This window comes from Phytohabitans kaempferiae, from assembly GCF_042433955.1.
Taxonomy (GTDB): Bacteria; Actinomycetota; Actinomycetes; order Mycobacteriales; family Micromonosporaceae; genus Phytohabitans; species Phytohabitans kaempferiae.
In genome coordinates this window covers 16,462-42,101 of the sequence record NZ_JBHLUH010000043.1, presented here as the reverse complement: position 1 = coordinate 42,101, position 25,640 = coordinate 16,462, and the positions used below count along the sequence as shown (strand labels likewise).

Annotated in this window: 24 protein-coding genes; 11 read left to right on the top strand and 13 right to left on the bottom strand. The window is 71.1% G+C overall.

From position 1 onward, the window contains the following. Positions 1-30: 30 nt before the first annotated feature. The 6 genes from ACFFIA_RS22200 to ACFFIA_RS22175 form a co-directional block, all read right to left on the bottom strand. Positions 31-819, bottom strand: a complete 789-nt coding sequence (locus ACFFIA_RS22200) for an SDR family NAD(P)-dependent oxidoreductase (RefSeq protein ID WP_377253539.1) — start codon at positions 817-819, stop codon at positions 31-33. Then, complete coding sequence (locus tag ACFFIA_RS22195; RefSeq protein WP_377253538.1) at positions 795-1,481, bottom strand: hypothetical protein; 687 nt, start codon at positions 1,479-1,481, stop codon at positions 795-797. Before ACFFIA_RS22195 ends, ACFFIA_RS22200 begins: the two co-directional genes overlap by 25 nt. A 61-nt stretch (positions 1,482-1,542) precedes the next feature. Beyond that, positions 1,543-2,316, bottom strand: coding sequence for a hypothetical protein (locus ACFFIA_RS22190; RefSeq protein WP_377253537.1), 774 nt, complete (start codon positions 2,314-2,316; stop codon positions 1,543-1,545). A 101-nt stretch (positions 2,317-2,417) separates the two neighbouring features. Next, positions 2,418-2,777: a hypothetical protein gene (locus tag ACFFIA_RS22185; RefSeq protein ID WP_377253536.1), complete on the bottom strand. Its 360-nt coding sequence runs from the start codon at positions 2,775-2,777 to the stop codon at positions 2,418-2,420. 113 nt (positions 2,778-2,890) lie between these two features. Further along, entirely contained in the window at positions 2,891-5,485 is a 2,595-nt protein-coding gene (clpB, locus tag ACFFIA_RS22180) for an ATP-dependent chaperone ClpB (protein ID WP_377253535.1), read from the bottom strand. A gap of 66 nt (positions 5,486-5,551) precedes the next feature. Next, entirely contained in the window at positions 5,552-6,124 is a 573-nt protein-coding gene (locus tag ACFFIA_RS22175) for a DUF1707 SHOCT-like domain-containing protein (protein WP_377253534.1), read from the bottom strand. Positions 6,125-6,146: 22 nt separating this feature from the next. Here ACFFIA_RS22175 and ACFFIA_RS22170 point away from each other — a divergent pair, with 22 nt between their 5' ends. From ACFFIA_RS22170 to ACFFIA_RS22160, 3 genes are all read left to right on the top strand, one after another. After that, entirely contained in the window at positions 6,147-6,647 is a 501-nt protein-coding gene (locus ACFFIA_RS22170; protein WP_377253533.1) for a cation:proton antiporter regulatory subunit, read from the top strand. Between the two features lie 4 nt (positions 6,648-6,651). Further along, the gene (locus tag ACFFIA_RS22165) at positions 6,652-7,860 is read left to right on the top strand and encodes a cation:proton antiporter (protein ID WP_377253532.1); all 1,209 of its coding nucleotides are present in this window, start codon (positions 6,652-6,654) and stop codon (positions 7,858-7,860) included. A 235-nt stretch (positions 7,861-8,095) separates the two neighbouring features. Next, positions 8,096-8,527 carry a hypothetical protein gene (locus ACFFIA_RS22160; RefSeq protein ID WP_377253531.1) on the top strand — a complete coding sequence of 144 codons (432 nt, stop codon included), beginning with the start codon at positions 8,096-8,098 and terminating at the stop codon, positions 8,525-8,527. Positions 8,528-8,773: 246 nt separating this feature from the next. Here the strand turns inward: ACFFIA_RS22160 and ACFFIA_RS22155 are convergent, their stop codons facing one another. The 5 genes from ACFFIA_RS22155 to dnaK form a co-directional block, all read right to left on the bottom strand. Beyond that, a complete protein-coding gene (locus ACFFIA_RS22155; RefSeq protein WP_377253530.1) occupies positions 8,774-8,977 on the bottom strand; it encodes an antitoxin in 204 nt (67 codons plus the stop codon). Positions 8,978-9,080: 103 nt separating this feature from the next. Beyond that, entirely contained in the window at positions 9,081-9,515 is a 435-nt protein-coding gene (locus ACFFIA_RS22150; protein WP_377253550.1) for a heat shock protein transcriptional repressor HspR, read from the bottom strand. Positions 9,516-9,536: 21 nt separating this feature from the next. Next, positions 9,537-10,712 (bottom strand): molecular chaperone DnaJ, encoded by a 1,176-nt coding sequence (gene dnaJ, locus ACFFIA_RS22145; protein WP_377253529.1) that lies wholly within the window; start codon positions 10,710-10,712, stop codon positions 9,537-9,539. Positions 10,713-10,791: 79 nt separating this feature from the next. Then, the gene (gene grpE, locus ACFFIA_RS22140; protein ID WP_377253528.1) at positions 10,792-11,505 is read right to left on the bottom strand and encodes a nucleotide exchange factor GrpE; all 714 of its coding nucleotides are present in this window, start codon (positions 11,503-11,505) and stop codon (positions 10,792-10,794) included. After that, positions 11,502-13,397, bottom strand: a complete 1,896-nt coding sequence (gene dnaK / locus ACFFIA_RS22135; protein ID WP_377253527.1) for a molecular chaperone DnaK — start codon at positions 13,395-13,397, stop codon at positions 11,502-11,504. The genes grpE and dnaK overlap by 4 nt, the downstream gene beginning before the upstream one ends. Before the next feature lie 690 nt (positions 13,398-14,087). Between dnaK and ACFFIA_RS22130 the strand changes: the two genes are divergently transcribed. Genes ACFFIA_RS22130 through ACFFIA_RS22115 form a run of 4 tightly spaced genes read left to right on the top strand, consistent with a single transcriptional unit; the run spans position 14,088 to position 19,534 of the window. Continuing rightward, positions 14,088-16,253 (top strand): ABC transporter, encoded by a 2,166-nt coding sequence (locus ACFFIA_RS22130; protein ID WP_377253526.1) that lies wholly within the window; start codon positions 14,088-14,090, stop codon positions 16,251-16,253. Continuing rightward, positions 16,250-17,902: a GTPase gene (locus ACFFIA_RS22125; protein WP_377253525.1), complete on the top strand. Its 1,653-nt coding sequence runs from the start codon at positions 16,250-16,252 to the stop codon at positions 17,900-17,902. Before ACFFIA_RS22130 ends, ACFFIA_RS22125 begins: the two co-directional genes overlap by 4 nt. Continuing rightward, entirely contained in the window at positions 17,899-18,309 is a 411-nt protein-coding gene (locus ACFFIA_RS22120; protein ID WP_377253524.1) for a hypothetical protein, read from the top strand. Before ACFFIA_RS22125 ends, ACFFIA_RS22120 begins: the two co-directional genes overlap by 4 nt. A gap of 10 nt (positions 18,310-18,319) precedes the next feature. Beyond that, positions 18,320-19,534, top strand: a complete 1,215-nt coding sequence (locus ACFFIA_RS22115) for a hypothetical protein (protein WP_377253523.1) — start codon at positions 18,320-18,322, stop codon at positions 19,532-19,534. Between the two features lie 111 nt (positions 19,535-19,645). Here the strand turns inward: ACFFIA_RS22115 and ACFFIA_RS22110 are convergent, their stop codons facing one another. Together ACFFIA_RS22110 and ACFFIA_RS22105 are read right to left on the bottom strand one after the other, a co-directional pair. Next, a complete protein-coding gene (locus ACFFIA_RS22110) occupies positions 19,646-20,092 on the bottom strand; it encodes a VOC family protein (RefSeq protein ID WP_377253522.1) in 447 nt (148 codons plus the stop codon). Further along, a complete protein-coding gene (locus ACFFIA_RS22105; RefSeq protein WP_377253521.1) occupies positions 20,089-20,787 on the bottom strand; it encodes a hypothetical protein in 699 nt (232 codons plus the stop codon). The genes ACFFIA_RS22110 and ACFFIA_RS22105 overlap by 4 nt, the downstream gene beginning before the upstream one ends. Before the next feature lie 440 nt (positions 20,788-21,227). On the opposite strand from ACFFIA_RS22105, the gene pdhA reads away from it, so the two are divergent. The 4 genes from pdhA to ACFFIA_RS22085 all read left to right on the top strand — a co-directional run bounded on the left by pdhA (position 21,228) and on the right by ACFFIA_RS22085 (position 24,892). After that, positions 21,228-22,385 (top strand): pyruvate dehydrogenase (acetyl-transferring) E1 component subunit alpha, encoded by a 1,158-nt coding sequence (pdhA, locus tag ACFFIA_RS22100; RefSeq protein WP_377253520.1) that lies wholly within the window; start codon positions 21,228-21,230, stop codon positions 22,383-22,385. Next, positions 22,382-23,359, top strand: a complete 978-nt coding sequence (locus ACFFIA_RS22095; protein WP_377253549.1) for an alpha-ketoacid dehydrogenase subunit beta — start codon at positions 22,382-22,384, stop codon at positions 23,357-23,359. The genes pdhA and ACFFIA_RS22095 overlap by 4 nt, the downstream gene beginning before the upstream one ends. 5 nt (positions 23,360-23,364) lie before the next feature. Continuing rightward, entirely contained in the window at positions 23,365-24,654 is a 1,290-nt protein-coding gene (locus ACFFIA_RS22090) for a dihydrolipoamide acetyltransferase family protein (RefSeq protein ID WP_377253548.1), read from the top strand. Positions 24,655-24,754: 100 nt separating this feature from the next. After that, a complete protein-coding gene (locus ACFFIA_RS22085) occupies positions 24,755-24,892 on the top strand; it encodes a hypothetical protein (RefSeq protein WP_377253519.1) in 138 nt (45 codons plus the stop codon). Positions 24,893-25,640 lie beyond the last annotated feature (748 nt).

The window sequence follows — 25,640 nt, the reverse complement described above, 5'->3', positions numbered from 1 at the left end:
TTCGTACCGTCGACCCGGTCACATCGCTAATTACTGTTCGTCGCGACCGGTGCGTCCTCGCGTGTCGCGGGCGACCGCCTGCAACAGAGCGCGTGGCAGATGCCGCATGCCGAAGACCGCGACCTTGTACTTCCAGTCGGGCACGCTCACCACTTTGCCCCGGCGCAGGTCGCGCAACGCATCGACGACCACCCTGTCGGCCTGGAGCCACATCCACTCTGGAGTTTTGGACATGTCGATGCCAGCCCGGTCGTGAAACTCGGTGTGCGTGTAGCCAGGACAGAGGGCCATCACCCGCACTCCGTGGCGCCGCACGGAATGGGCCATGGACTCGCTGAAGTTGGTGACCCACGCCTTGCTCGCGGGGTATGTGGAGCCAGGCATCACGGCGGCGAAGCCGGCGACCGAGGAGACATTTATCACCTCACCCCGCCGGCGCTCGATCATGCCAGGCAGAGCCGCGTGCGTGAGCCGCATGACCGCGTGCACGTTGAGCCGCAGCAGTCGCGTCTGATCCTCCACGGTGGACCCGGTGAACGAGCGATTGAGGCTGATGCCCGCGTTGTTGACCAGCATGTCGACCGGGTCGGCGAGGCGCCGCTCCACGACCGCGCACCCCTCGTCGGTGGAGAGGTCGGCAGGGATGACCTCGGCCGCGACGCCGTGCCGGGACGACAGGTCGGCGGCCAGGTCGGCGAGCCGCCGCTCGTCGCGGGCGACCAGCACCAGGTCGTACCCCTCAGTCGCCAGCCGCTGGGCGAACGACGCCCCGAAGCCGCTGCTGGCACCGGTGATCACGGCCGTGCGGGAGGCTGCCAATCGGAGTTCCTCACTTCGGGGAACGGGGGCGGTGCGGTGGGCAGGGGCGGTGCGGTGGGCAGGGGCGGTGCGGGCGGAAGTGCCGCAGGGAGCTGTTGCCGGCGGAAGTACGGATGCGACGCGGGCAGCGCGAGCAGCAGAGCTACTACAAGGTAGCCCAACGCCTGGCCCGCGGTAACCACGCCGCTGAGACCGATCCACCAGCCCGGGTACGCGTCGGTCAGCGCCTGCGTGAGGTCTTCGGAGCGATCGTCGGTCGAGACGTTCCAGGAGAGGGCGCTCTGGCCGATCACGGCGAGGAAGCCGCAGCAGCCGCAGAAGAGGCCGAGGCCGCTCACGAACCAGGTGGCGATGCGGGCGCCGCTGCTGCCCCGGAGTACGCCCACGGCCAGCACGATCAGCAGGGCGGCGAGGATGACAGAGAGCACCGCTCCGGCGATCACCGTGCCCCAGGCGACCCCGGCCAGCCCGTCGATGTCAGAGCGACTGGCGCCGGTGGCTTCGGCCGCGTCGCGGAAGCGGTCGACAACTCCCCCGATGGCGGCCAGGCCGACGACCGCGTTCACCAGGCCGGCGACTCCCATGAAGATCATGATCGCTGCGGCGGCGGTGACGGTCGTCGGCCGTGGCCGGGCCGGCTCGGTGATCGAGACGTCGGTCATGCAGTTAGAACTACAGGACCGACGGCTTGATCACTGACCTGGGGGTTAATTCGGGTTGTCCTTACTTGTCCTCTGCCGGCGGTGCCGGAGGAGCAGCCGGAGGCGTGGCGGGCGGAGCGGCCTGAGGTGGCGGCGGAGCGGCCGGCGGGGCGCCGGTGCCCGGTGCCGGCGGTGCGCCCGGAGCCGGGGCCGCGGTCGCCGGCGGTGCGCCCGGAGCCGGGGCCGCCGGCGGGTACGCGGGGTACGCCGAGCCGGGCACCGGGGGCTCCCAGACCGGGGCGGGCTTGCGGAAGAACTCGTTCGACGGCGGGAGCGCCAGCAGGATGAGCGCCACCAGCAGCGCGAGCAGGCTGATCACGGAGATCGCGATGGTGGCCGGCGTGTACCAGCCCGGCAGCGCCGCCTCGAGCCGCTCCTGGATCTCGGCCGCATCCGGCACGTCGGTCTGGCCCGACTCGAAGCTCATCGAGCTGGTGACCGCCGAGCCGGCCAGCGAGATACCGGAGCAGCAGAGCGAGACGCCGCCCAGTACCCAGGTGACGATCCGGGACGCGTTCTTGCCCCGGTTATTGAAGATCGCCAGCACCACGAACGCGGCGGCGAAGAGCAGGCCGAGGACCGCCACGATGACCGACGTGACGGTCACGATTGCTTCGGTGCCCTCGGCGGACGTGCCCTCGTACGCCTCGCGGTACACGTCGGCGGTCTTGCCGATCACGGTGAGGCTGAGGATCACCCCGATGAGCCCGAGTGCGGCGTAAAGGTAGAGCAGGTAGCTGGAGACGGTGACGGTCCGCGGACGCGCGGGGGCGGCCGGGTTCGTGGGATCAGCCACGACGCTCCTTCCCTAGATCACGGTCAGTACGTACCAATACCCTGCCAGCCATTCGCCGGAAACGGCGCCCGTGGTCCACAGTGGCTTTTCGTGGCGCCCGGTCAGACGGCTGTCAGCTGGCCGGTGGCGTACTGCCCCAGCGTCGTGCGATCGATGATGCAGCCGTGGAAGGTCGTGAATTCGGCCGCCTCGTGGCTCAGGGCGCCCCACGCCGCGCGGGCGGCCTCAGGGTCGAAGACGGCGAGCAGCGTGGCGGCGTACGCCTTGCCGGCCGGCGAGCCGTTGGCCAGTAACCAGGCGAGGTGTGGGCGCACCTCGTCGGCGCGCTCGGGCAGCGCCTCCTCGATCGTCTGAAAGGCCTCGGTGACCGGGAGGATGCGGCCGGCCAGCCCCACGCCGCCGAAGGCGACGACCTCCGCGCTCGCCAGCTCCCGTACCGCTACGGCCACCGTTGCACTCATACCCGATTCTTACCCGCTCTGACCTGCACTTACTCGTAAACTTGACGATCAAGGGACCGGCCCCCGCCGGGACGGGGGCCGGTGTCGAGCGTGCCGCGAGACGGGCCGGTGCCTCAGCGGGCCGCGGAGACCGTGAGGCCCTCCTTGGAGTCGGCGAGGTCGACCCGCACGGTGTCGCCGTCGCGGATCTCGCCGGCCAGCAGCGCCTTGGCGAGCCGGTCGCCGATCGCCGACTGCACCAGCCGGCGCAGCGGCCGGGCGCCGTAGATCGGGTCGTATCCGTGCTCGGCCAGCCACGTCCGCGCGGCGTCGGCGACGTCGACGGTCAGCCGGCGGTCGGCGAGGCGCCGGCGCAGGCGGTCGAGCTGGATGTCCACGATGGACGTCAGCTCCGGCCCGGTCAGCGAGTGGAAGACCACGATGTCGTCGAGCCGGTTGAGGAACTCGGGCTTGAAGTGCGACCGCACCACGGACAGCACCGCCTCGCGCCGCTCGTCCTCGCTGAGCGTCGGGTCGGCGATCACCGAGGAGCCCAGGTTGGAGGTGAGCACCAGGATCGCGTTGCGGAAGTCGACCGTGCGCCCCTGGCCGTCGGTGAGCCGCCCGTCGTCGAGCACCTGGAGCAGCACGTCGAAGACGTCGGGATGGGCCTTTTCCACCTCGTCGAGCAGCACCACCGAGTACGGCCGGCGGCGCACCGCCTCGGTCAGCTGGCCGCCCTCCTCGTATCCGACGTAGCCGGGCGGGGCACCGACGAGCCGGGCCACGGAGTGCTTCTCCCCGTACTCGCTCATGTCGATGCGCACCATGGCCCGCTCGTCGTCGAAGAGGAACTCGGCGAGCGCCTTTGCCAGCTCGGTCTTGCCGACGCCGGTGGGGCCGAGGAAGAGGAACGAGCCGGTGGGCCGGTCGGGGTCGGCGACGCCCGCCCGGGCCCGGCGTACGGCGTCGGAGACCGCGCCGACCGCCTCGGCCTGCCCGATCACGCGGGAGCCCAGCGACTCCTCCATGCGCAGCAGCTTGGCGGTCTCGCCCTCCATCAGGCGGCCGGCCGGGATGCCGGTCCACGAGGCGACCACCGCGGCGATGTCGTCGGCGCCGACCTCCTCCTTGAGCATCGCGCCGTCGGCCTGGAGCACGGCCAGCTCCGCCTCGGCCCGGGCCAGCTCGCCCTGGAGCTGGGGGATGCGGCCGTAGCGCAGCTCGGCGGCCCGCTCCAGCTCGCTGTCGCGCTCGGCGCGGTCGGCCTCGCCGCCCAGCCGCTCCAGCTCCTCCTTGGCCGTGGAGATCTTGGTGATGTGCTCCTTCTCCAGGCGCCACCGCTCGGAGAGGGCGGTGAGCTGCTCACGCTTGTCGGCCAGCTCCCGCCGCAGCCGCTCCAGCCGCTGTGCCGAGGCCGGGTCGGGCTCCTTGGCGAGCGCCATCTCCTCGATCTCCAGCCGGCGCACGGCCCGCTCGATCTCGTCGACCTCGACCGGCCGCGAGTCGATCTCCATACGCAGCCGGGACGCCGACTCGTCGACCAGGTCGATCGCCTTGTCGGGGAGGAAGCGGTCGGTGATGTACCGGTCGGAGAGCGACGCGGCCGCGACCAGGGCGGCGTCGGTGATGCGCACGCCGTGGTGCACCTCGTAGCGCTCCTTGAGCCCACGCAGGATGCCGATCGTGTCCTCGATCGTCGGCTCGCCCACCAGCACCGGCTGGAAGCGCCGCTCCAGCGCCGGGTCCTTTTCGATGTGCTCACGGTACTCGTCGAGCGTGGTCGCGCCGACCATGCGCAGCTCACCCCGCGCCAGCATCGGCTTGAGCATGTTGCCGGCGTCCATCGAGCCCTCGCCCTTGCCCGCGCCGACGACGGTGTGCAGCTCGTCGATGAAGGTGATGACCTGGCCGTCGGAGTTTTTGATCTCCTCAAGCACCGACTTGAGGCGTTCCTCGAACTGCCCCCGGTACTGCGCGCCGGCCACCATCGCGCTCAGGTCGAGCGAGACCAGCCGCTTGTCGCGGAGCGACTCGGGCACGTCGCCGGCGACGATCCGCTGGGCGAGGCCCTCCACGATCGCGGTCTTGCCGACGCCGGGCTCGCCGATGAGCACCGGGTTGTTCTTGGTACGGCGGGAGAGCACCTGGATCACGCGCCGGATCTCCGAGTCGCGCCCGATCACCGGGTCGACCTTGCCGTCGCGGGCGCGCGTGGTCAGGTCGACGCCGTACTTCTCCAGCGCCTGGTAGGTCTGCTCGGGGTCGGCGGTGGTGACCCGGCGGTCGCCGCCCCGCACCGAGGGGAACGCGGCGATCAGGTTGTCTTCGGTGGCGCCGGCGGCCTTGAGTGTCTCGGCGACCTCGCCGCCAACCCGGGCGAGGCCGGCGAGAAGGTGCTCGGTCGACGTGTACTCATCGCCGAGCGGGCGGGCGATCTGCTCGGCGGCACCGATCGCGTTGACGAACTCGCGGGAGAGGCTGGGCTCCGCGACGCTCGATCCCCGCGCGGACGGCAGCGTCTCCACGGCACGGGCGGCGGCACGGCGGATGTCGGCCGGATTTGCCCCGACCGCGCGCAGCAGGCCGCCAGCGGTGGACCCGCCGGTGTCGAGCAGGGAGAGCAGCAGGTGCCACGGCTCGACGGTGGCGTGCCCGCGCTGGTTGGCGATGGCGACCGCGCCGGTGATGACCTCGCGGCTCTTGGTGGTCAAACGTTCGGCGTTCAAGCTGGCTCCCAGAGTTGAGCGTGGACCACTCAACTTTAGCGCGCCCTCCCGCCGATGGCTCGCCGGTTACCAGCGCCACCGCCAGAACCGGTACTGATGGCGCACGACCAGGTCGCCCATCCGCTGCCGCCCGGACACCACGAAGTGCGTGCTGCCGCCGTGCTCGCCGATCTGCTGGCGGATCTTGAGGCTACCGGCCATCGTGTGCACCTCGCTGGCATCGACCGAGGCCCCCGGCGGGAGCACGAGCACGGTCGTCCCAGCCAGCACGTCGAGGTGGATTTCCACCACCTGCTGGGTAATCAGCGCGTCGGTGAAGTCGAGCTTCACGCTGCCGGCCGAATTGCGCACCACCAGGCGGCGCGGGACGGTCCAGGCCCCCGACCGGTTGAGCGTGGACGCCATCGACTTGAGCTCGATGACATCGCGCACCGGTGGGCCGGCGGTCTGGGGCAGGTCGGCCACGTACGGTTCGATCTCGCCGAACGTGCGGGCCGCCAGCACACCGGCCACACGCTCCTCGAACTCGGCGAGCGTGATCCGGCCCTCCCCGACCGCGGCGTTTAGCCGCTGCACCACACGCTCCCGGTCGGTATCGGACATACGCAGCTCGCGACGCTGAGGGGAAAGCTCGCTCACAGCAGAAAGGTACCGTGTTCGGGTGCGAGTACGGGTGGAGCAGACCGCACTGCCGGGCATCGGCGTGCGTCACGACGTGGTGACCCAGTCGGGTCGGCGGATCGGTGTTGTCACGCATCGGACAGGGCGACGCGACCTCGTCCTCTACGACGAAGACGATCCGGATTCGTGCATCGCGTCGATACCACTCAATGACGACGAGGCGGAGGCCGTGGCCGACGTGCTCGGCGCGTCGCTGATGCTGGGTCAGCTCTCCGGCCTGCGCCAGCAGGCCGCCGGTCTGCTCACCGAGCAGATCTCGATCCCGGCCGGCTCACCGTTCGTGGGCCGTTGCCTCGGCGACACCAAGACCCGCACGCGCACCGGCTCGTCGATCGTCGCCGTGCTGCGCGACGGTCAGGTGATCGCCTCCCCGGGCCCCGAGTTCGTCTTCGAGGCGGGAGACGTGGTCGTGGTCGTCGGCACCCGGCAGGGGATCGACGGCGTCGGCCGCATCCTCGCCGAGGGCGACCCGGACGGCTGACGGGATGCACAACACCACCGTGCTGCTCATCGAGGTCGGTGCGCTGCTCTTCGGCCTCGGGCTGCTTGGCCGGCTCAGCCGGCGGATCGGCCTCTCGCCCATCCCTCTGTACCTGCTCGCGGGCCTCGCCTTCGGCCACGGCGGCGTGCTGCCGCTCTCGGCCAGCGAGGAGTTCTTCGCGGTCGGAGCCGAGATCGGCGTGATCCTGCTGCTCGTGATGCTTGGGCTGGAGTACTCCGCCCGCGAGCTGATCGGCAACCTCCGCACCAACGCCCCGGCAGGTGTGCTGGACGGGCTGCTCAACGCCCTCCCGGGGGCGGCGTTCGGCCTGCTGCTGGGCTGGGGGTGGGTCGCCGCGCTGGTACTCGCCGGCATCACCTGGGTCTCGTCGTCGGGCGTGATCGCCAAGGTGCTCGCCGACCTGGGCCGGCTGGGTAACCGGGAGACGCCGGTCATCCTCTCCGTACTGGTGATCGAAGACCTCGCGATGGCCCTCTACCTGCCACTGCTCACGGCGGTGCTGGCCGGCACCGGTCTGATCGGTGGCGCCAAGGCCCTCACGATCGCGGTCGCCACCGTCATCGTCGTACTGGTGGTCGCGCTCCGTTACGGCCAGGCCATCTCCGCGTTCATCTCCGCCCGCGACCCCGAGGCGCTCCTGCTCGGTGTGCTCGGACTCACACTCCTCGTCGCCGGGCTGGCCGCCGAGTTGCAGGTATCGGCGGCGGTCGGTGCCTTCCTGGTCGGCATCGCGCTCTCCGGGCCGGTCGCCCACCACGCCACCGAGCTGCTCTCACCGCTGCGCGACCTCTTCGCGGCGGTGTTCTTCGTCTTCTTCGGCCTGGCCACCAACCCGCGGGACATCCCACCGGTGCTGCTCCCCGCGCTGGCGCTCGCCGTGGTCACCATGAGCACAAAGATCATCACTGGGTACGTGGCCGCGAAGCGCGCCGGCATCGCCGTACCCGGTCGGGTCCGGGCCGGGCTGGGGCTGATGCCGCGGGGCGAGTTCTCGATCGTCATCGCGGGTCTGGCGGTGGCGACGCCGGGGATCGAGCCAAAGCTGGCGCCACTCGCGACCGCGTACGTCTTGATCACAGTTGTGAGCGGACCGATGCTCGCGCGCCTGCCCGACTTCGCCTGGTTCAAGAGAATTATCCGGCACGGACCACGCCCAGCACCCCGTCCGGAACCGTTACCCACGACAGACTGACAGGGGCCGCTTACGTAACGGGTTGGCGAATGGTGCTTACCGCCCCTTCCGTAAATACCTCGCCGCGCGTTACCGTGTCGCCGCAGAATCCTGGGGGTCGGGGCCCAGGATCGGCGGCGTTCTGCCCACGGCGTGCAGCGACGAGGGTGGATGGCGTTGACACGTGGCCCCTGCGCGAGCGCAGACCGACGGAGGACCCAGGGCTGCGGGGGCATGCTCGCGAGGGGAGTGGCGGGTGACCTTACAGCAGTCTTCGTTTCGGGGCTTCGCAAACGCTGTCGATCCCACGGCGGCTGAGCTGCGCGCCTGGGCCTACCAGCCCGACTCGGTGCCGTTACAGACCATGCCGCAGGACTGGGATCTCCTCGTCTCCGGTGACCGGCTGATCGGCACCCTCTTCGACCTCGCGATGGACCGCTCCTGCCCGGCTCGCCGCTTCGCGCTGCACTGCCTGTACATCTACGCGGCCGACGGCATCCGCACCAACTTCCGCGCCCACCCCAAGCGGCGGCTGCGCAAGCTGGTGGAGCAGGCCGAGGAGTACGGCGACGAGCTGATGGTCACCTGGGCGCACAACAGCCGCGTGCTGCTGGCCAAGCCCGAGCTGTTCAACTATCACGACTGGTGCGAGGGCGGACTGGTGCGCCAGTCCCGCCGCCTCGGCTGATCCGTCCGCTGCCTCGCCCGGCGCGGTGGTCTCGCCGTGCCGCCTGGTCCGTCCCGCTGCCAGGTCTGACGTGGCGCGCTTGTCCGACCCGCGCCTCGCATCGCCCGCGCGCTTGTCCGACCCGCGCCTCGTCAGCTCCCTCAACCCGCGGCCGTCGCGTCGCGCCCTGGTCGGCGCACGCAAAGACGGGCGGGGATCCCCCGTGGATCCCCGCCCGCCGCGCTGTCGCCATTCGCGCTGACGAACTCAGCGGTTCGAGTCGTCCCTGTCTACCCGGTCGATGTAGTCCGACGCGGCTGCCTGGCCCTTGTCGACGTGCCCGGCGTACTTGCCACCGGTCATGTCGTCAATCTTGTCGCCAGCCTTCTCCACGCCCTCTTTGGCGCGATCGCCACCGATCTTGTCGATGGCCTGCTCAGCCTTTTCCTTGAACGAATCGGCGATCCCCATTGACCCTCCTCAGCCTTACCTTTGGCCCGGAATGTGCGGTCCAGGCCAAACGTCAGGTTAGTCGACCGAGGCAGGCTGTGCTGCGAAAACACGGATCACACGATCAGGGTGAGCGGCGGGGGCGCCACACGACGAGCGCGTTGGAGGTGCGAGTGGTGGGGACAAGATCAGCACGACGCGGGTACGTACCGGACTCGTACTCAGCCAGGCGCTGGTAAGCCTCGCCGAGTGCCGCCTCCAGCTCGCTCACCCGCTCCTGGAGCTCGGCGACGAGCTGTTCGAGGCCGATGATGCGCTTGATGCCGGCGAGGTTGACGCCGTCTTCCTGGCTGAGCCGCTGCACCTCGCGCAGCAGTGCCACGTCACGGGCGCTGTATCGCCGCCCGCCACCGGTGGCCCGGCCAGCCTGCACGAGGCCGAGCCGGTCGTACTGACGCAGCGTCTGAGGGTGCATGCCCGCCAGCCGCGCCGCCACCGAAATGATCAACACTTTCGCGTCGGAGGCGGCTTCGACGGAAATCGTGAACTCCTCTTCCACCACGCTCACCTCCTACTCTCGTCAACCATATCGACGCACCCGAGCGTCTAGCTGTTCCCGCGAAGCGGGTGGGATTTCCCCGGCGAGCGTGTCGAGTGCGTCCCGGGCCTTGTCGGTAAGGTCTTTCGGCACCTCGATCTCGACCGTGACCAGCAGGTCACCGACCTTGCCGTCGCGCCGTGCGACGCCCTTGCCGCGGGCCCGGAGGGTGCGACCGCTAGGCGTGCCCGGGGGCACGCGCAGCGTCACCGCGCCGTCCATCGTCGGCACGCGCAGGTCGGTGCCGAGGATCGCCTCGGTGACCGTGATCGGCACGGTGAGCGTCAGGTCGTCGCCCGTCCGCCCGAACAGGTCGTCGCGGCGGACCTTGACCAGCACGTACAGGTCGCCGGAAGGGCCGCCCCGCTCGCCCGGCTCGCCCCGCCCGGCCAGCCGGATCCGCTGCCCGTCGGCCACGCCGGCCGGGAAGCGGACGTTGATGGTACGGGTCTTGGTTACCCCGCCCGTGCCCTGGCACTCGGGGCACTTCTCGTCGACGATCGAGCCGACGCCCTGGCACTCGCGGCACGGCTCGGAAAAGCTGAACGACCCCTGGTTGCGGGTCACCAGGCCGGACCCGAGGCACACCGGGCAGGCACGCGGCTGCGTACCAGGCTTGGCGCCGTTGCCGTGGCAGGTGTCGCAGACGCCTGGCGAGCGGAGCGAGAGCGGGAGCGTGATGCCGCGTACGGCGTCGCCAAACTCGAGCACCACCTCGGCCTCGACGTCGCGTCCACGCGCCGGCCCGCGGGTGCGGGTCGCGCCACCGCCGCCGCCCGAGAAGATCGAGCTGAAGATGTCGGAGAAACCGGCGCCGCCGAACCGCCGGTCGCCACCACCACCGCCGCCGCCCTGGAAGCCGCCGAACAGGTCGGACGGGTCGAAGCCGCCTCCGCGGGCGCTGCGCCGAAACTGGCCCGAGCCGAAGAGCGTGCGCATCTCGTCGTACTCTTTGCGCTTGCGGTCGTCGGAGAGCACCGCGTACGCCTCGGAAACCGCCTTGAAGCGGTCTTCGGAGTCGGTGTTGCCGGGGTTGTGGTCGGGGTGCAACTCGCGGGCGAGCTTGCGGTACGCCTTCTTGATCTCATCGGAGGAGGCGGACTTGGGCACCCCCAGGACGGCGTAAAAGTCCTTCTCCAGCCAGTCCTTTGAACTCACTCGCTCCTCCGTCTTTGCTGTCGATCAGGGAGTCGGTTCGGCGGGTCGCCGGACCAACTCCCTGATCGACTGAGGGGTGTTATTCGGGGTCGGCCACCGCTACGAGGGCCGCCCGGAGCAGGCGGTCCCCCAGCAGGTAACCGCGGCGCATGACCTCGACGCAGGTGGGCTCGGTGACCTCGGACGAGGTGCGGTGCGCGACCGCCTCGTGCCGGGTCGGGTCGAAGGGGTCGCCCTTTTCCCCGAACGCGGTAAGCCCGAACTTGCCCAGCGCCGCGATCAGTTGCTCGGCCACGGCGGCGAAGGGGCCCACCAGGTCGCCGTGCTCACGGGCGCGGTCGAGGTCGTCGAGTACGGGCAGCAGCGCGGTGATCACCAGCCCGGTGGCCTGCTCCGCCTGTACACCTCGGTCGCGGTCGACCCGCTTGCGGTAGTTGGCGTACTCGGCGGTGACCCGCTGGAGGTCGCGCGTGCGCTCCTCCAGGTCGGACCGCAGCGCCTCCAGCTCCGCGCCCAGCGGACCGGTGCCGGCCTCGACCGGCTCCTTCTCCACGGTGGACTCATCCTCTGTGGACTCGGCCGCCTCGGGCTCCGGCGCCGCGTGACTGGGCTTGCGCTCCTTCTTCGGCGTGGTCTCGGTGCTCTCCTTCGTGGCCTCGGTCGTCGCCGCCTCGGTCTTGTCCGACTCGGCGGCTTGGGCCTCCTTGGCCTTGCCGCCGGTCGGATCTATCTTCCGCTTGTCACGGATGACGACCCGCTCGGCAGCCTGGCCATCGTCTCGTGCAGGGCTCACTTCTTGTCGTCCTCGTCCACGATCTCGGCGTCGACCACATCATCCTGCTTGGCACCGCCGGCACTGCCAGCACCGGCCGCACCCGTCGCACCGGCGCCCGGGTTGGCACCAGCGTCACCGGGAGTCGGCTGCTCGGCCTGCTGCGCGTAGAGGAGCGAACCGGCCTGCTGCGAAACGGTGGCCAGCTTCTCATGCGCCGACTTGATCTTCTCCAGGTCGCTGCCGCCCAGCGCGCTGCGCAGCTCGCCGAGCGCGTCGTTGATCTGGTCCTTGGACTCCGCGGGCAGCTTGTCGCCGCTCTCGGCCAGGAACTTCTCGGTCTGCCACTGGAGCTGCTCGGCGAGGTTGCGGGTCTCCGCCTCTTCGCGGCGCCGCTTGTCGTCGTCGGCGTGCTCCTGCGCGTCGCGCATCATGCGGTCGATGTCGTCCTTCGGCAGCGCCGAGCCGCCGGTGATCGTCATCGACTGCTCCTTGCCGGTGCCCAGGTCCTTGGCGTTGACGTGGACGATGCCGTTGGCGTCGATGTCGAAGGTGACCTCGATCTGCGGCACGCCACGCGGCGCCGGCGGCAGGCCGGTCAGCTCGAAGGTGCCGAGCTTCTTGTTGTAGGCCGCGATCTCCCGCTCGCCCTGGAACACCTGGATCAGCACCGAGGGCTGGTTGTCGTCAGCCGTGGTGAAGACCTCGGAGCGCTTGGTCGGGATGGTGGTGTTGCGCTCGATCAGCTTGGTGAAGATGCCGCCCTTGGTCTCGATGCCCAGGCTGAGCGGCGTCACGTCGAGAAGCAGGACGTCCTTGACCTCGCCCTTGAGCACGCCGGCCTGAAGCGCGGCACCGACGGCCACGACCTCGTCCGGGTTGACGCCCTTGTTGGCCTCGCGGCCGGTGAGCTGCTTGACCAGGTCGGAGACGGCCGGCATACGGGTCGAGCCGCCGACCAGGATGACGTGGTCGACGTCGGCCACCTTCACGCCGGCGTCCTTGATCGCCTGCTCGAACGGGCCCTTGCAGCGGTCGAGCAGGTCCTGCGTCATGCGCTGGAACTCGGCGCGGGTGAGGGTCACGTCGAGGTGCAGCGGCGCGGACGGGCTGCCGTCGGAGCCAGCCGGCCCAGCCGTGATGTACGGCAGGTTGATGCTCGTCGTGGTGGCCGCGGACAGCTCGATCTTGGCCTTCTCGGCGGCTTCCTTGAGCCGCTGCATGGCCATCTTGTCCTGCGACAGGTCGACGCCGTGCTGGCCGCGGAAGGTCTTGACCAGGTGGTCGATGATCCGCTCGTCCCAGTCGTCGCCGCCGAGGTGGTTGTCACCGCTGGTGGACTTCACCTCGATGACGCCCTCGCCGAGCTCCAGCAGCGACACGTCGAACGTGCCACCACCGAGGTCGAAGACGAGGACGGTCTGCTCCTTGGTGCCCTTGTCCAGCCCGTACGCCAGGGCGGCCGCCGTGGGCTCGTTGACGATCCGGAGCACGTTGAAGCCCGCGATCTCGCCCGCCTCCTTGGTGGCGGTGCGCTGGCCGTCGTTGAAGTACGCCGGAACGGTGATCACCGCGTCGGTGATCCGCTCGCCCAGGTAGGACTCGGCGTCCCGCTTGAGCTTCATGAGCACCCGCGCGGAAATCTCCTGCGGGGTGTACTTTTTACCGTCGATGTCGATGGTCCAGTTGGAGCCCATCTCCCGCTTGACCGAACGGATCGTCCGGTCGGGGTTGGTCACCGCCTGGCGCTTCGCGACCTCACCAACGAGCACCTCACCGTTACGGGCGAACGCGACGATCGACGGCGTGGTGCGCGATCCCTCGGCGTTCGCGATGACGGTGGGCTCGCCGCCCTCGAGCACGCTTACGCATGAGTTCGTGGTGCCGAGGTCGATGCCGACCGCACGTGCCATGTTCGCTTCCCTCGCTTCTGACGTGAGTCTTTGTGTCAAGTTGAGTGGACCGGACTCAATAGTGCCACGGGACCAGCCAGCGTCAAGTCAGAAGTTGAGTCCATCACGCGCAAGGCTGGCGGAGGGCTAGATAATGATGAATCGACCGCGTGACACCGGGTCCCCCTGAAACGGGCAAAGGCGCGCGGAAGCCCCACGGTTCCTGTTGTCTGCGTTGCGTGGATCGGGCAGTCTTTACCCGTGACGTCGCACGGTGACATGCCGGCGGGCAGATCCGGCACGCCTACCGTGACTCCCGATGAGCCGCCGGCCAGCCCGAAACCGGGGCCTGACCAGGGCATCGGTGCTGCGACCGATGCTGACCCGGAGCCCTCGCCCGAGCCCTCGTCGCCACCAGGCGAGGAGATCGGGAAAGCGGAGGGTAAGGCTACGTCGGCCGATAAGGGCCACAAGGTGCCCGAAAAGGGGATAAATCCGGCGTCGGGCGATGAACCGGTATCAAGCGCCGCGATACCCGAGGCTGACCTCCCGCCAGCGACGGACCCGGAGACCTCAGCCGCAGGCACCGAGACCCGAACGGACGCGGACACCTCGGCAGAACCCGACGCCTCAGCGGGAAGCACCGGCGCCTCGGCGGGGAGCGCGGACGCCGTCACATCCGGAGCGGCGGCCGAGCCGGGACGATCCGAGATGGCCGCAGCCGACACCGCCGTCGCCGAGGAGACCACCACCGCAGGCAAGGGCATGGTCGAGGGAGCGGCAGCCGGCGCCACTCCGGCCAAGGGGACCACCACCGCAGGCGACCCGGCCGTGGCCTGGGAAGCCGAGGCAGAGCCCACGGTGACCGAAGAGGCCACAGTGGACACCGCAGCCGAAGCCACGGCGGCCACGGCTGGTACCTCGACCGCGGGCACCACCGACGCGGCCCAGCCGCCAACAGCTACTACCGGCGCGTCCCGCCCTACCGAAGCGACGCCGACCCGCGCCCGCGAGGAGGCCACCACCGTCGCCGCCCGGAGTCAGGCGGCCAGTGAGCCGGCCCTCCAGGTACCGCCCGCCGAGTGGCCGCCCCGGCCCGCACACGCGCGGCCCCCGGCCGACGAGGTGGACCCGGCCGACGACACCGCCGCGGAGATCGCGTCCGCGCTGCGGCGGCTGCGTTCGGCGATCGCCGGCTCGGCGTACCCGCTGGTGCTGGCCTCCGCCGAGGATGCCCGCCAGGTCAGCGCGGCCCTCCTCGCACAGCTTGACGACTACCTGCTCCCCCGCCTCGCGCGGCTGGACGCGCCGCTGCTGGTCGTGGTGGGCGGGTCGACCGGTGCGGGTAAGTCCACATTGGTCAACAGCTTCGTACGGGTACCGGTGAGCCCGGCCGGCGTGCTGCGCCCGACCACGCGCACACCGGTACTCGTCTGCAACCCCGCCGACATGCAGTGGTTTCGCCGCGGCGATCTGCTGCCGGGGCTGACCCGCACCGCCGAGGCGTCCGCCGACCCGCGCTCGCTGCAGATCGTCGCCGCGCCCGCGCTCGCGCCCGGGCTGGCGTTCCTGGACGCGCCCGACATCGACTCCGTTGTGGACGAGAACCGCACGCTCGCCGCCCAACTGCTGGCCGCGGCCGACCTGTGGCTCTTCGTCACCACCGCGTCCCGGTACGCCGACGCGGTGCCCTGGGAGTTGCTCCAGACGGCCCGCTTCCGGGGCACGGTGACCGCGCTGGTGCTCGACCGCGTGCCCCCCGAGGCGGCCGAGGAGGTCACCGCCCACCTCCTGGAGATGCTCTCCATCCACGGCCTGGGCACCGCGCCGCTCTTCGTACTCCCGGAGACCGAAGTGGACCGTCACGGTCTGCTGCCCGAGCTGGTGACGGCACCGCTGCGTGCGTGGTTCGCCCGGATCGCGACCGACGCGGCCACGCGCGCGGCCGTCGTACGGCAGACGCTCGACGGTGCGCTGGCCGCGCTCGTACCCGCGGTGGAGGGGTTGGCGGCCGCGGCGGATGAGCAGGTCACCACCGCCGACGCGCTCGACGACCGGGTACGCGCGGCGTACCGGGCCGGGCGCCGCACGGTCGCGCAGGGCGTACAGGACGGGCGGCTGCTGCGCGGCGAGGTGCTGGCGCGGTGGCAGGAGTTCATTGGCACCGGCGAGCTGCTGCGCACGCTGGAGGCGCGGGTGGGGCGGATGCGCGACCGGATCGTGGCCGCGTTCACCGGGCGCCCGCAGCCGGGACGCGAGCTGAGGTCGGCGATCGAGGCCAACCTGGTGACGCTGCTCCGGGGCGCGGCGGCGGACGCGGCCGAGGCGGCGTACACGGGCTGGCAGGCGCACCCCGCCGGCGCCGCCCTCCTCGAACCCTCGCTCGGCCGCCCCAGCCCCGACCTGCCCGAGCGGGCCGAGCGGCTGGTCCGCGACTGGCAGCGGGGCGTGCTGGAGCTGATTCGCCAGCAGGCCGGGCACAAGCGCGCGACGGCCCGGGGCGCGGCGTACGCGGTGAACGCCACCGGGCTGCTCGTCATGATCGGCGTCTTCGCCTCGACGGCGTTCATCCCGACGGGCGCGGAGGTGGCGGTGGCCGGTGGCACGACGGTCGCCGCGCAGAAGGTACTCGAAGCGGTCTTCGGTGACCAGGCCATCCGTACCCTGGCCACGAGGGCCCGCGAAGACCTGATCTCGCGCACCGACGCCCTGCTGGACGCGGAGGCCGCGCGCTACGCCGACCGCCTGATCGCCGCTGGCATCACCGCCGACCCGGGCAAGGACCTGCGCGACGCCGCCGCGCTGGTGGAGTACACGCGGGCGAAGGCGGAGCTGACCGGCGGCACCGGACTGACCCTCCCAGGGGTGAGCGAGTGAGCATCCTGAGCAGGTTGCGGGGCGAGGAGCGGATCGACGCCGACCGGCTCGCGGGGCGGGTCGAGGCGATCGACCGGTTCACCCGCGTGGTCGCCGGCCACCTGCCCGAGCAGCGGCTGATCGCGGCGCACACCGTGGTCGAGCGGGCCGGCGCCCGCCTCGCCCTCTCCCGCGACCACACTGTGGTGGCGCTGGCCGGCGCGACCGGCAGCGGCAAGTCCAGCCTCTTCAACGCGCTCGCCCGCCTCGACCTCTCGCCGGTTGGCGTACGCCGCCCGACGACCGGCATGGCACACGCCTGCGTGTGGGGCAACCTCCAGGGCGCCAACCGGCTGCTCGACTGGGTCGGCGTGCTGCCGAGGCACCGGTTCATCCGGGAGAGCGCGCTCGACGGCGACGACGAGGCGGCGCTGCACGGGCTGGTGCTGCTCGACCTGCCCGACTTCGACTCGGTCGAACGCTCGCACCGCCTGGAGGTCGACCGCCTCCTCGGCCTTGTCGACCTGGTCGTGTGGGTCGTCGACCCGCAGAAATACGCCGACCGTGTGGTGCACACGCGCTACCTCCAGGAGTTCCGCAACCACAAGGACGTCACGGTGGTCGTGCTCAACCAGGCCGACCGGCTACCCCGCGACGAGGTCGAGCGGGTCCTCGACGACCTCCGCAAGCTGCTCGACGCCGACGAGCTCGACGGCGTGCCGCTGCTGGCCACCACCGCGGTGCACCGGCCGGCCATCGCCGACCTGCGGGCTCTGCTTGAACGTACGGTCGCCGAGCGCCAGGCCTCGCTCCGGCGCCTCTCCGGCGACGTCGACACGGTGGTCGACCAACTGTCCGATGTGGTCGGACCAGCCGTGGCCGAAGACGAGATCGACCGCAAGACGGTACGCGAGCTGACCGACGCGCTGGCGGTGGCGGCGGGCGTACCAGCGGTGGCGGAGGCGACCGAGCGGGCCTACCAGCACCGCGCCGCGCAGGCCACCGGCTGGCCGGTCGTACGCGGTTGGCGGCGGCTGCGGGCCGACCCGCTGCGGCGGCTGCACCTGCCCGAGGGGCACGAGCCGGGCAGGCCGATCGGCGCCACCTCCGTCCCCGACCCCAACGCCGCCCAGCGCGCCGCGGTGAGCCTGGCCGTGCGTACGGTCGCCGACCGGGCCGCCTCGCCCCTGCCTCCGCCCTGGTCGACCGCCGTCAACACGGCCGCCCGCTCGCGCCTGCACGACGTGCCCGACGCGCTCGACAAAGCGGTGGCGAGCACCAGCGTGCACACGGAGTACCGGCCGGCCTGGTGGCGGGTCGTCGGGGCGTTGCAGTGGCTGGTCACGCTCGCCGCGATCGGCGGCCTGCTGTGGCTTGTCGTCGGGTACGCGCTGCGTGTGCTCGGGCTCCCGCCGCTCGACTACCCCAAGGTCGGCGTGGTGCCACTGCCCACCGTGCTGCTGGTCGGCGGGATTCTGGCCGGGGTACTGCTGGGCCTGCTCGTCCGCCCCCTCATCCGCCAAGCCTCGCGGCGAGCCCGCCGGCGGGCGGAAAACCGGCTGCGCGCGGCCGTGACCGAGGTGGCCCGCGACCATGTGGTCGCACCGGTGCGGGCGGTGCTGCACTCGTACGCCGAGGCGCGGGAGGCACTCCAGTCGGCCCGGTCATGAGGAAGAGGCTGGTCCGTGGCGGGCTTGCGCTGCTCGGCGTGCTGCACCTCTCCTGGGGCGTGCCGGCGACGCTCGCGCCACGGTGGTTCTTCGACAACTTCCCCGGACTCGGACACGCGTGGACGGCCGCCTACCCTCCGTACAACACACACCTGGTCACGGATCTGGGCGCCACGTTCATCACATTGGGCGTACTCCTGATGCTGGCGGCATGGCTCGCGGATCGCAAGGTGACCGCGGTGGTCCTGTGCGGGGTGCTGGTCTTCTCCTCCCTCCACCTGGCCTTTCACCTGCGCGACCACGGTGAGCTGACGGGGTTGGACCTGGCGGCGAGCCTCGGCGCGCTCGCGCTCGGCGTGGTTCTCCCGGCGACCCTTTTGGTATTCGATCGCCGCGAGCGGGCGTAGGGTCGGGCACATGGCCACGCCACAGACTCCCTACGAGGCGGTGCTCCGGGCCGCGCGGGACGTGACCAAGCTGGACTGCGCGCTCGACGCCGAGATGCTTGGCACCGCGCTGCTGGGCAGCGTCTACGCGATCGCGGAAGACGACCGGGCCTTCGCGGTGCGCGACTTCGTGAGCGCCTTCCTCTCGGCCACATCGCGCCGCCGCACCGCCGCCGCGACCACCATCCGCGAAATCTTCGCCACCCTCGTGCCCGAGGCGCCGGGCGCCGCCACCGTCAAACGCGGGGCGCAGGCGCCGTCGTGGGCCGACCAGCTCGGCCGTGTACGGGTGACCGGCACGTACGCGTACGGGGACGTGTGGGGCGACCAGACCTCCTACCTCGCCACCTTCGCCTACGACGACCGCGACTCGGGCGGGCCGGAGCACGCCGTGGTGGCGCTGGTCGACCACAACATCGGCATCACCAAAGACGTCTTCGTGGGCGGGCCGGCCGAGCGCATCCTCGGCCAGGTGCGCGAGATGTGCGCGGCCGACGAGCTGACCTGGTTTCGCGAGGAGGACCCCCGCCGGCTCCGCGGCGAGGTGGCCCGCCACCTGCGCATCACCGACGGGCTGACCGACCTGCCGGAGGAGGGGTCACTCGCCACCGACCGCGCGCTGGCCGGCGCCCGGCTGGCGCTGCTGCCCTCGCCCACGCTGAGCGTCGTGCCGAGCGAGCCCGAGCCGCCCACGTCCGACGAGCGCACGCAGTTGGTGCGGCACTTCCTCGGGTCGCCGGAGGCGGTCCACTTCGGGCTGCACGAGGTCTCCGAGGCGGAGCTGCCGTCGCTGCACTTCTGCCTCAGCCTGGTCTTCGACCACACGTCCACGTTTTCCGATCCCGACCCGATGCGGTGGAGCCCCGCGGTGGCCGGGCTCTTCCTGCTCGACTGGGTGCACCGGCGGGCCGTGCTCGACATGGACGACGCGGCGATGCTCCCACGCGTGGTGCGGGCCTGGGCCGCGTACGCCAACCGGCAGCGGGGCCTCCCGGCGCCGGCGGCCGAGCGCACCGACTCGGCGATCGAGGAGATGATCCCTGAGTTCGTCCGGCTCTACACGACCGGCGAGCGGCGCAGCCCCGCGACCGCGGCGGTGGCCCAGCTGATCGCGGAGGGCATCGACCCGAGCGACCCGGCAGCGCTCGACGCATGGATCGAGGCCAACCGCGACGACCTGCGCTGAGCCGCGCTGCGGCAGCGGGGCAGACCGCGGAGGGCGAGGCTGCGGGAGCAACGGTCCGGACCACGACGGACATCGCGGCAGCCCAAATCTGGCCTGGCGAAAGGTGTGGCCCTAGCTCACGCAGAACTCGTTGCCGTCGGGGTCGGCCAGGGTGACCCAGCCCTGCGGACCGACGGACGCCTCCCACAGGCGCCGCGCGCCCAGCTCGGTGAGCCGCTCGATCAGCTCGTCTTTCCGGTCGCCCGCGTGCAGGTCGAGGTGGAGGCGGTTTTTCGCGGCCTTGGGGGTCGGCTCGTCCTGGAAGAGCATCCGCCCGCCCCGCCCGGCACCGGAGTGCTCGTCGAACGGCCCCTCGGGGTCACGGATCGCCGCGTACTTACGCCAGCGCAGCCGCCCGTCGACGGTCTCCACGTCGTCTTCGCTGGTCGCGCCCTGATCGAGCAGCATCCTGATCAGGGCGGAGTGATCCTCCACCACATAGCCGACCGCCTCGGCGTAGAACGCCGCCAGCCCGTGCGGGTCGGCGGTCGAGAAGGTCACCTGGTAGTGAACGCTCATGGCCGCAAGCTACCGAAGGGGTCCGACAGGCAGGCGTCGAGATCCGGCCAGCAGGAGGGGAGGCCGGTCGGCGGGATGACGGGCGGCGTGGCGGAGGGCGGCAGCGGCACGTAAGGGAAGGACGGGAAGGACGGCCGCGGCGGCAGCGGGATGAGCGAGGGCCGCGGCGAGGGCGTCGGCGAGGGGGACGGCGAGGGCGCGGGGGATGGCGGGGCCGTCGGCTCGGTGGGCCTGGGCGGCCGGCTGGCCGGCGGCGGCGCGGGGACCGACTCGGTGTGGCGAGTCGGGGGCTTGGTGGTCTTTCTCGCCACGCGGCGCTGGCGGGGCTCCTTCTCCGGAGCGCCCGCGCGCAACTGCTCGGCCACGCCGGCGGGGAGCGGCACCTCGGCCGGCAACGCGGTGGGCGGAGGCGGAGGCACGACCACCGGCCCCTCCGAGGGCGGCGCGATGAACGGCGTGGTGCCAAGCGCGTCGACCGAATCGCCGACATCGGCCGAGCCGGTGCCGATCGCGGCGAGGATCGGCAGTGAGGACATGGTCGCGAGCATGACCACGATCACGGTGTATCGCCTGGTGGGGCCCGCCAGGCCGGTCGCTCGATGCACACCGGCGACCCGCCGGTCAGCGACGTGTGTGCCGCCCGACCGCCGATGGCGGACGAGCAGCGGCACCGGGCTGTCGCCGAATTGCGGCACGACCGAAGCTCCTTTGCGTCAAAGTCCTCACACAGGGTGGCGCAAGCCGACACACAGCGCCACCGCTAGCCAGCGTGTCAATGTGCCAACTTTCCGGCGCAATCCGACGAATCCGCCCACGCCGATGACCTTGATCCGCTATTGGCCTTCTTGATCGACAGGCCGGGCGCCCTCGCGACCACACCTTTGCCGGCAACGCCGCTACCAGGGACGCGACGAGAAGACGCCGCCGGATCTGAGGTGGCTCTATAGAGAGGCTCCTCACCTCTGCGAATATGGACCCGACGGCACCGCCACCGTAGTCTCCGCCAAGCCGCGGTGATCACGAGACGGGGGCCGCCGCAGTGCCACGCGGCAACCCACACCCGGGCTAGGCGTGGCATCCGAGCCACGCGGTCCGGGACACCCCCGGCAGCCGCACCGACGACAGGGAGAGACGGATGGCGAAGGGCGACCGCGGGGCTGCTGCCCGCGGCAGGGAGGTTGCCGGCGAACCAGCGCCGGATTTCGTCCAGTTACTCACCCCGGACGGGGAGCGGATCGAGAGGTCGGTCGGCGCCGACGGTGTCGAATACACGGTCGACTTCACCGACGAGGAATACCGAGGGCTCTACCGCGACCTGGTGGTGATCCGCCGCCTCGACGCCGAGGCGACCGCCCTCCAGCGCCAGGGCGAGTTGGGCATCTGGGCCAGCCTGCTGGGGCAGGAGGCGGCTCAGGTGGGCTCCGGCCGGGCGCTGCGGTCGCAGGACATGGCGTTCCCCACCTATCGCGAGCACGGCGTGCTCTACTGCCGGGGCATCGACCCGATCATGCCGCTCAGCCTTTTCCGCGGCGTCGACCAGGGCGCGTGGGACCCGGTTGAGTTCAAGGTAAACATGTACACGATCGTGATCGGCGCGCAGACGCTGCACGCGACCGGATACGCCATGGGCATCGCCAAGGACGGCAAGGTCGGCGGCGACGACGGCGAGGCCGTGATCTGCTACTTCGGCGACGGCGCCACCTCACAGGGCGACGTCAACGAGGCGTTCATCTGGTCGAGCGTCTTCCACGCCCCGATCGTCTTCTTCTGCCAGAACAACCAGTACGCCATCTCCGAGCCGATCGAGAAGCAGACCCGCATCCCGCTCTATCGCCGGGCGGACGGCTTCGGCTTCCCCGGCCTGCGGGTCGACGGCAACGACGTGCTAGCCACGTACGCGGTGACCCGGGCCGCGCTCGACAACGCCCGCCACGGGCAGGGCCCCACGATGATCGAGGCGTACACGTACCGGATGGGCGCCCACACCACCACCGACGACCCGACCCGCTACCGGGTCGCGAGCGAGGTCGAGGAGTGGCAGGCGAAGGACCCGATCGCCCGCGTACGCGCGTTCGTGGAAAAGCAGCAGATCGCCGACGCCGACTTCCTCGCCGAGGTCGACGAGCAGGCCAAGCAGGAGGCGCTGCACCTGCGCGAGCGCGTGCTCGCCATGCCCGACCCGCACCCGCTGACGCTCTTCGACCACGCCTACCCCAACGGCTCGCCGGTCGTCGACGCCCAGCGCGAGCGGTTCGCCGAGTACCTGGACTCGTTCGAGGGGAGTGCGCACTGATGGCCGAGAAGCTCACCATTGGCAAGGCGCTCAACGCCGGCCTCCGCGCCGCCCTCGAGAGTGACCCCAAGGTGCTCGTCATGGGCGAAGACGTGGGCAAGCTGGGCGGCGTCTTCCGGATCACCGACGGCCTCCAGAAGGACTTCGGCGAAGACCGGGTCATCGACACCCCACTGGCCGAGTCGGGCATCATCGGCACGGCCATCGGCCTCGCGATCCGCGGCTACCGCCCGGTGTGCGAGATCCAGTTCGACGGCTTCGTCTACCCCGCGTACGACCAGATCGTCTCCCAGGTCGCCAAGATGCACTTCCGGTCGCAGGGCAAGGTCAAGGTGCCCATGGTGATCCGGATCCCGTTCGGCGGGGGCATCGGGGCGGTCGAGCACCACTCCGAGTCGCCCGAGGCGTACTTCGCGCACACCGCCGGTCTCAAGGTCGTGGCGTGCAGCACGCCGCAAGACGCGTACACGATGATCCAGCAGGCCATCGCCTCCGACGACCCGATCGTGTTCCTCGAGCCGAAGCGGCGCTATCACGAGAAGGGCGAGGTCGACACCGAGGCCACCTACCCGCTGCACGCCTCGCGGCGGCTGCGGCCCGGCACCGACGTGACCGTGCTGGCGTACGGTCCGATGGTGCGTACCGCCCTCGACGCGGCGACCGCCGCCCAGGAGGACGGCCGCGACCTGGAGGTCTTCGATCTGCGCACGCTGTCGCCGCTCGACCTTGAGCCGGTGTACGAGTCGGTGCGCCGCACCGAGCGGTGCGTGGTGGTGCACGAGGCGCCGAGCAACGTCGGGCTGGGCGCGGAGATCGCCGCTCGGATCACCGAGGAATGCTTCTACTCGCTCGAGGCGCCGGTGCTGCGGGTGACCGGCTTCGACACGCCCTACCCGGCCGCGCGGCTGGAGGAGGACTACCTGCCCGACCTCGACCGAGTGCTCGACGCCGTCGACCGCACCTTCGGGTGGTGAGCGGCGTGTCGCGGATCAAGGAGTTCCCGCTCCCCGACCTCGGCGAGGGCCTGGTCGAGGGCGAGATCCTCAAGTGGCTCGTCGCGGTGGGCGACACCATCGAGCTCAACCAGCCGATCGTCGAGGTGGAGACCGCCAAGGCCGCGGTCGAGATCCCGGCGAAGTGGGCCGGCAAGGTGCACGCGATCCACCACCAGGAGGGCACGACCGTCGAGGTCGGCGTGCCGATCATCGCGATCGACACCGACCCCGGGGCCGGCGAGCCGGCCGAGGCCGAGCGCACCCCGGTCCTGGTGGGTTACGGTCCGCGGACGGCCGCGGCCTCCCGTCGACCCCGCAAAACCAATGGGAGTACGGCCAGTGTGGCCCCGCCTCCCGTGACCGTCACCCCCGCTCCCCCGCCGCCTCCGCCGGTCGTGGAGGCGCCAGCGCCTCCGGCGCGTGTGCTGGCCAAGCCGCCCGTACGCAAGCTCGCCCGCGACCTCGGCGTCGACCTCACCGGCCTGACCGGCACGGGCCCGCAGGGTTCGATCACGCGAGACGACGTGCAGGCGGCGGTGTCGGCTCCCTCCGCCGCCCCCGCCGTTTTCTCCGGTGAGCGCGAGCAGCGGATCCCGGTCAAGGGCGTGCGCAAGCTCACGGCGGAAAACATGGTGTCGTCGGCGTTCACGGCGCCGCACGTGACCGAGTTCCTCACGATCGACATGACACGCTCGATCAAGGCGCTCGACCGGCTGCGCGCCCTGCCGGAGTGGCGCGAGGTGCGCATCTCCCCGCTCCTGCTGGTGGCCAAGGCGGTGCTGCTCGCCGTCGGCCGCCATCCCCTGATCAACTCGACATGGGCGGGCGACGAGATCGTCGTCAAGCAGTACGTCAACCTCGGCATCGCGGCCGCCACCGACCGCGGCCTGATCGTCCCCAACATCAAGGACGCCGGACGGCTGTCACTGCGCGAGCTGGCCGACGCGATGACCGAGCTGGTGCAGACCGCCAAGTCCGGGCGCACCGCGCCGGCGGACATGAAGGGCGGCACCTTCACGATCACCAACGTTGGCGTCTTCGGCGTCGACACCGGCACGCCGATCCTGCCGCCCGGCGAGTCGGCGATCCTGGCCTTCGGCGCGGTGAAGGAGGCGCCGTGGGTCCACAAGGGCAAGATCCGTGTGCGGCAGGTCACCACGCTCGGACTCTCCTTCGACCACCGCATCATCGACGGCGAGCTGGGCTCGAAGTTCCTGCGTGACGTGGGGGCCTTCCTCACCGATCCGGAGGCGACCCTCCTGGCTTGGACTTAGTTTCTTAGGCGGGTGGCCGGCGTCACCTAATAATCGTTGGTCACCCGCCCCTCGCCCGCGCTCTAATGGAAGGGAGCTACAGGGGGAGGGACACAAAACCATGAAGATGCTCGACCGCTACCGCAGCCACCGCGAGGCCTCGCGTCGCGCCCGCGCCATCGAGCGCGCGCTTCGCCAGGCAAACTCGCCGGCCGTGCGCGACGAGATCCGCGTCATCGCGCAGCGCTACTACGGGTAGTTCCACCACGCAGATCCACGGCCCGTCCGGTTTCACCGGGCGGGTCGTTGGCATGTGTACAGGCCACTTGGGGCACTGACAGGTCCTGAGACCGGGATTCCTCATGGCTGCGAGCGCCCGGTACGGTTGGCGGGGTCGCCGCCCTCCGACCGCGTCCCTGCCGTCGTCGATCGACCATCGGTGGCAGCGGAGCCGGTGAGGACGGTGCACTGCCCGGCCGGCTTCGCCGGACCTCCGCGCGGAGGCGGCACGGCCGAGATGCGATGGAGGAGGCGCAACATGACGTCCGAGGGCCCGCAGCACCCCGGCCACGAGCCGGACGACGCTGCGCGGGGCGCCAGCGGACCCGCGCCGTTCGGCGGCCAGCCGGCGCACGACAGCGAGTGGGGTGCCCCCGCGTGGGGCGCACAGCCGCCAGGTGGCGCCGAGCCAGCTCCGCCCGCACCGGCCTTCCCCGCCGGCTGGTCCCCACAGCCCGGCGCCTATCCGCCGCCCCCGGCCGCATACCCGCCGCCCCCGGCCGCATACCCGCCGCCCCCCAACACCTCGCCGTCCACCGGTGCCAGCGGATCGGCTTCGGTGCCGGTGCGCGAGCCCGGTGGCGGCAGCGGTCGCGCCTCCGTACCGCAGGGCTCCGCCTCGGTGCCCCGGCCGGCCGCCGAGCCGGTCGGCCTGCCGCCCGAGGCGTGGTCGCCAGCGGGCGCCTGGCCACCGCCCCCCACCTCGTACCCGCCGCCGCCCTCAGGCC

Bases quoted from the DNA above. Each gene is read 5' to 3' on its own strand.
- ACFFIA_RS22195 (WP_377253538.1), bottom strand. From the start codon at position 1,481: ATGACCGACGTCTCGATCACCGAGCCGGCCCGGCCACGGCCGACGACC.
- ACFFIA_RS22185 (WP_377253536.1), bottom strand. From the start codon at position 2,777: ATGAGTGCAACGGTGGCCGTAGCGGTACGGGAGCTGGCGAGCGCGGAG.
- ACFFIA_RS22165 (WP_377253532.1), top strand. From the start codon at position 6,652: ATGCACAACACCACCGTGCTGCTCATCGAGGTCGGTGCGCTGCTCTTC.
- ACFFIA_RS22155 (WP_377253530.1), bottom strand. From the start codon at position 8,977: ATGGGGATCGCCGATTCGTTCAAGGAAAAGGCTGAGCAGGCCATCGAC.
- dnaK (WP_377253527.1), bottom strand. From the start codon at position 13,397: ATGGCACGTGCGGTCGGCATCGACCTCGGCACCACGAACTCATGCGTA.
- ACFFIA_RS22130 (WP_377253526.1), top strand. From the start codon at position 14,088: ATGGCCGCAGCCGACACCGCCGTCGCCGAGGAGACCACCACCGCAGGC.
- ACFFIA_RS22120 (WP_377253524.1), top strand. From the start codon at position 17,899: ATGAGGAAGAGGCTGGTCCGTGGCGGGCTTGCGCTGCTCGGCGTGCTG.
- ACFFIA_RS22115 (WP_377253523.1), top strand. From the start codon at position 18,320: ATGGCCACGCCACAGACTCCCTACGAGGCGGTGCTCCGGGCCGCGCGG.
- ACFFIA_RS22110 (WP_377253522.1), bottom strand. From the start codon at position 20,092: ATGAGCGTTCACTACCAGGTGACCTTCTCGACCGCCGACCCGCACGGG.
- pdhA (WP_377253520.1), top strand. From the start codon at position 21,228: ATGGCGAAGGGCGACCGCGGGGCTGCTGCCCGCGGCAGGGAGGTTGCC.
- ACFFIA_RS22085 (WP_377253519.1), top strand. From the start codon at position 24,755: ATGAAGATGCTCGACCGCTACCGCAGCCACCGCGAGGCCTCGCGTCGC.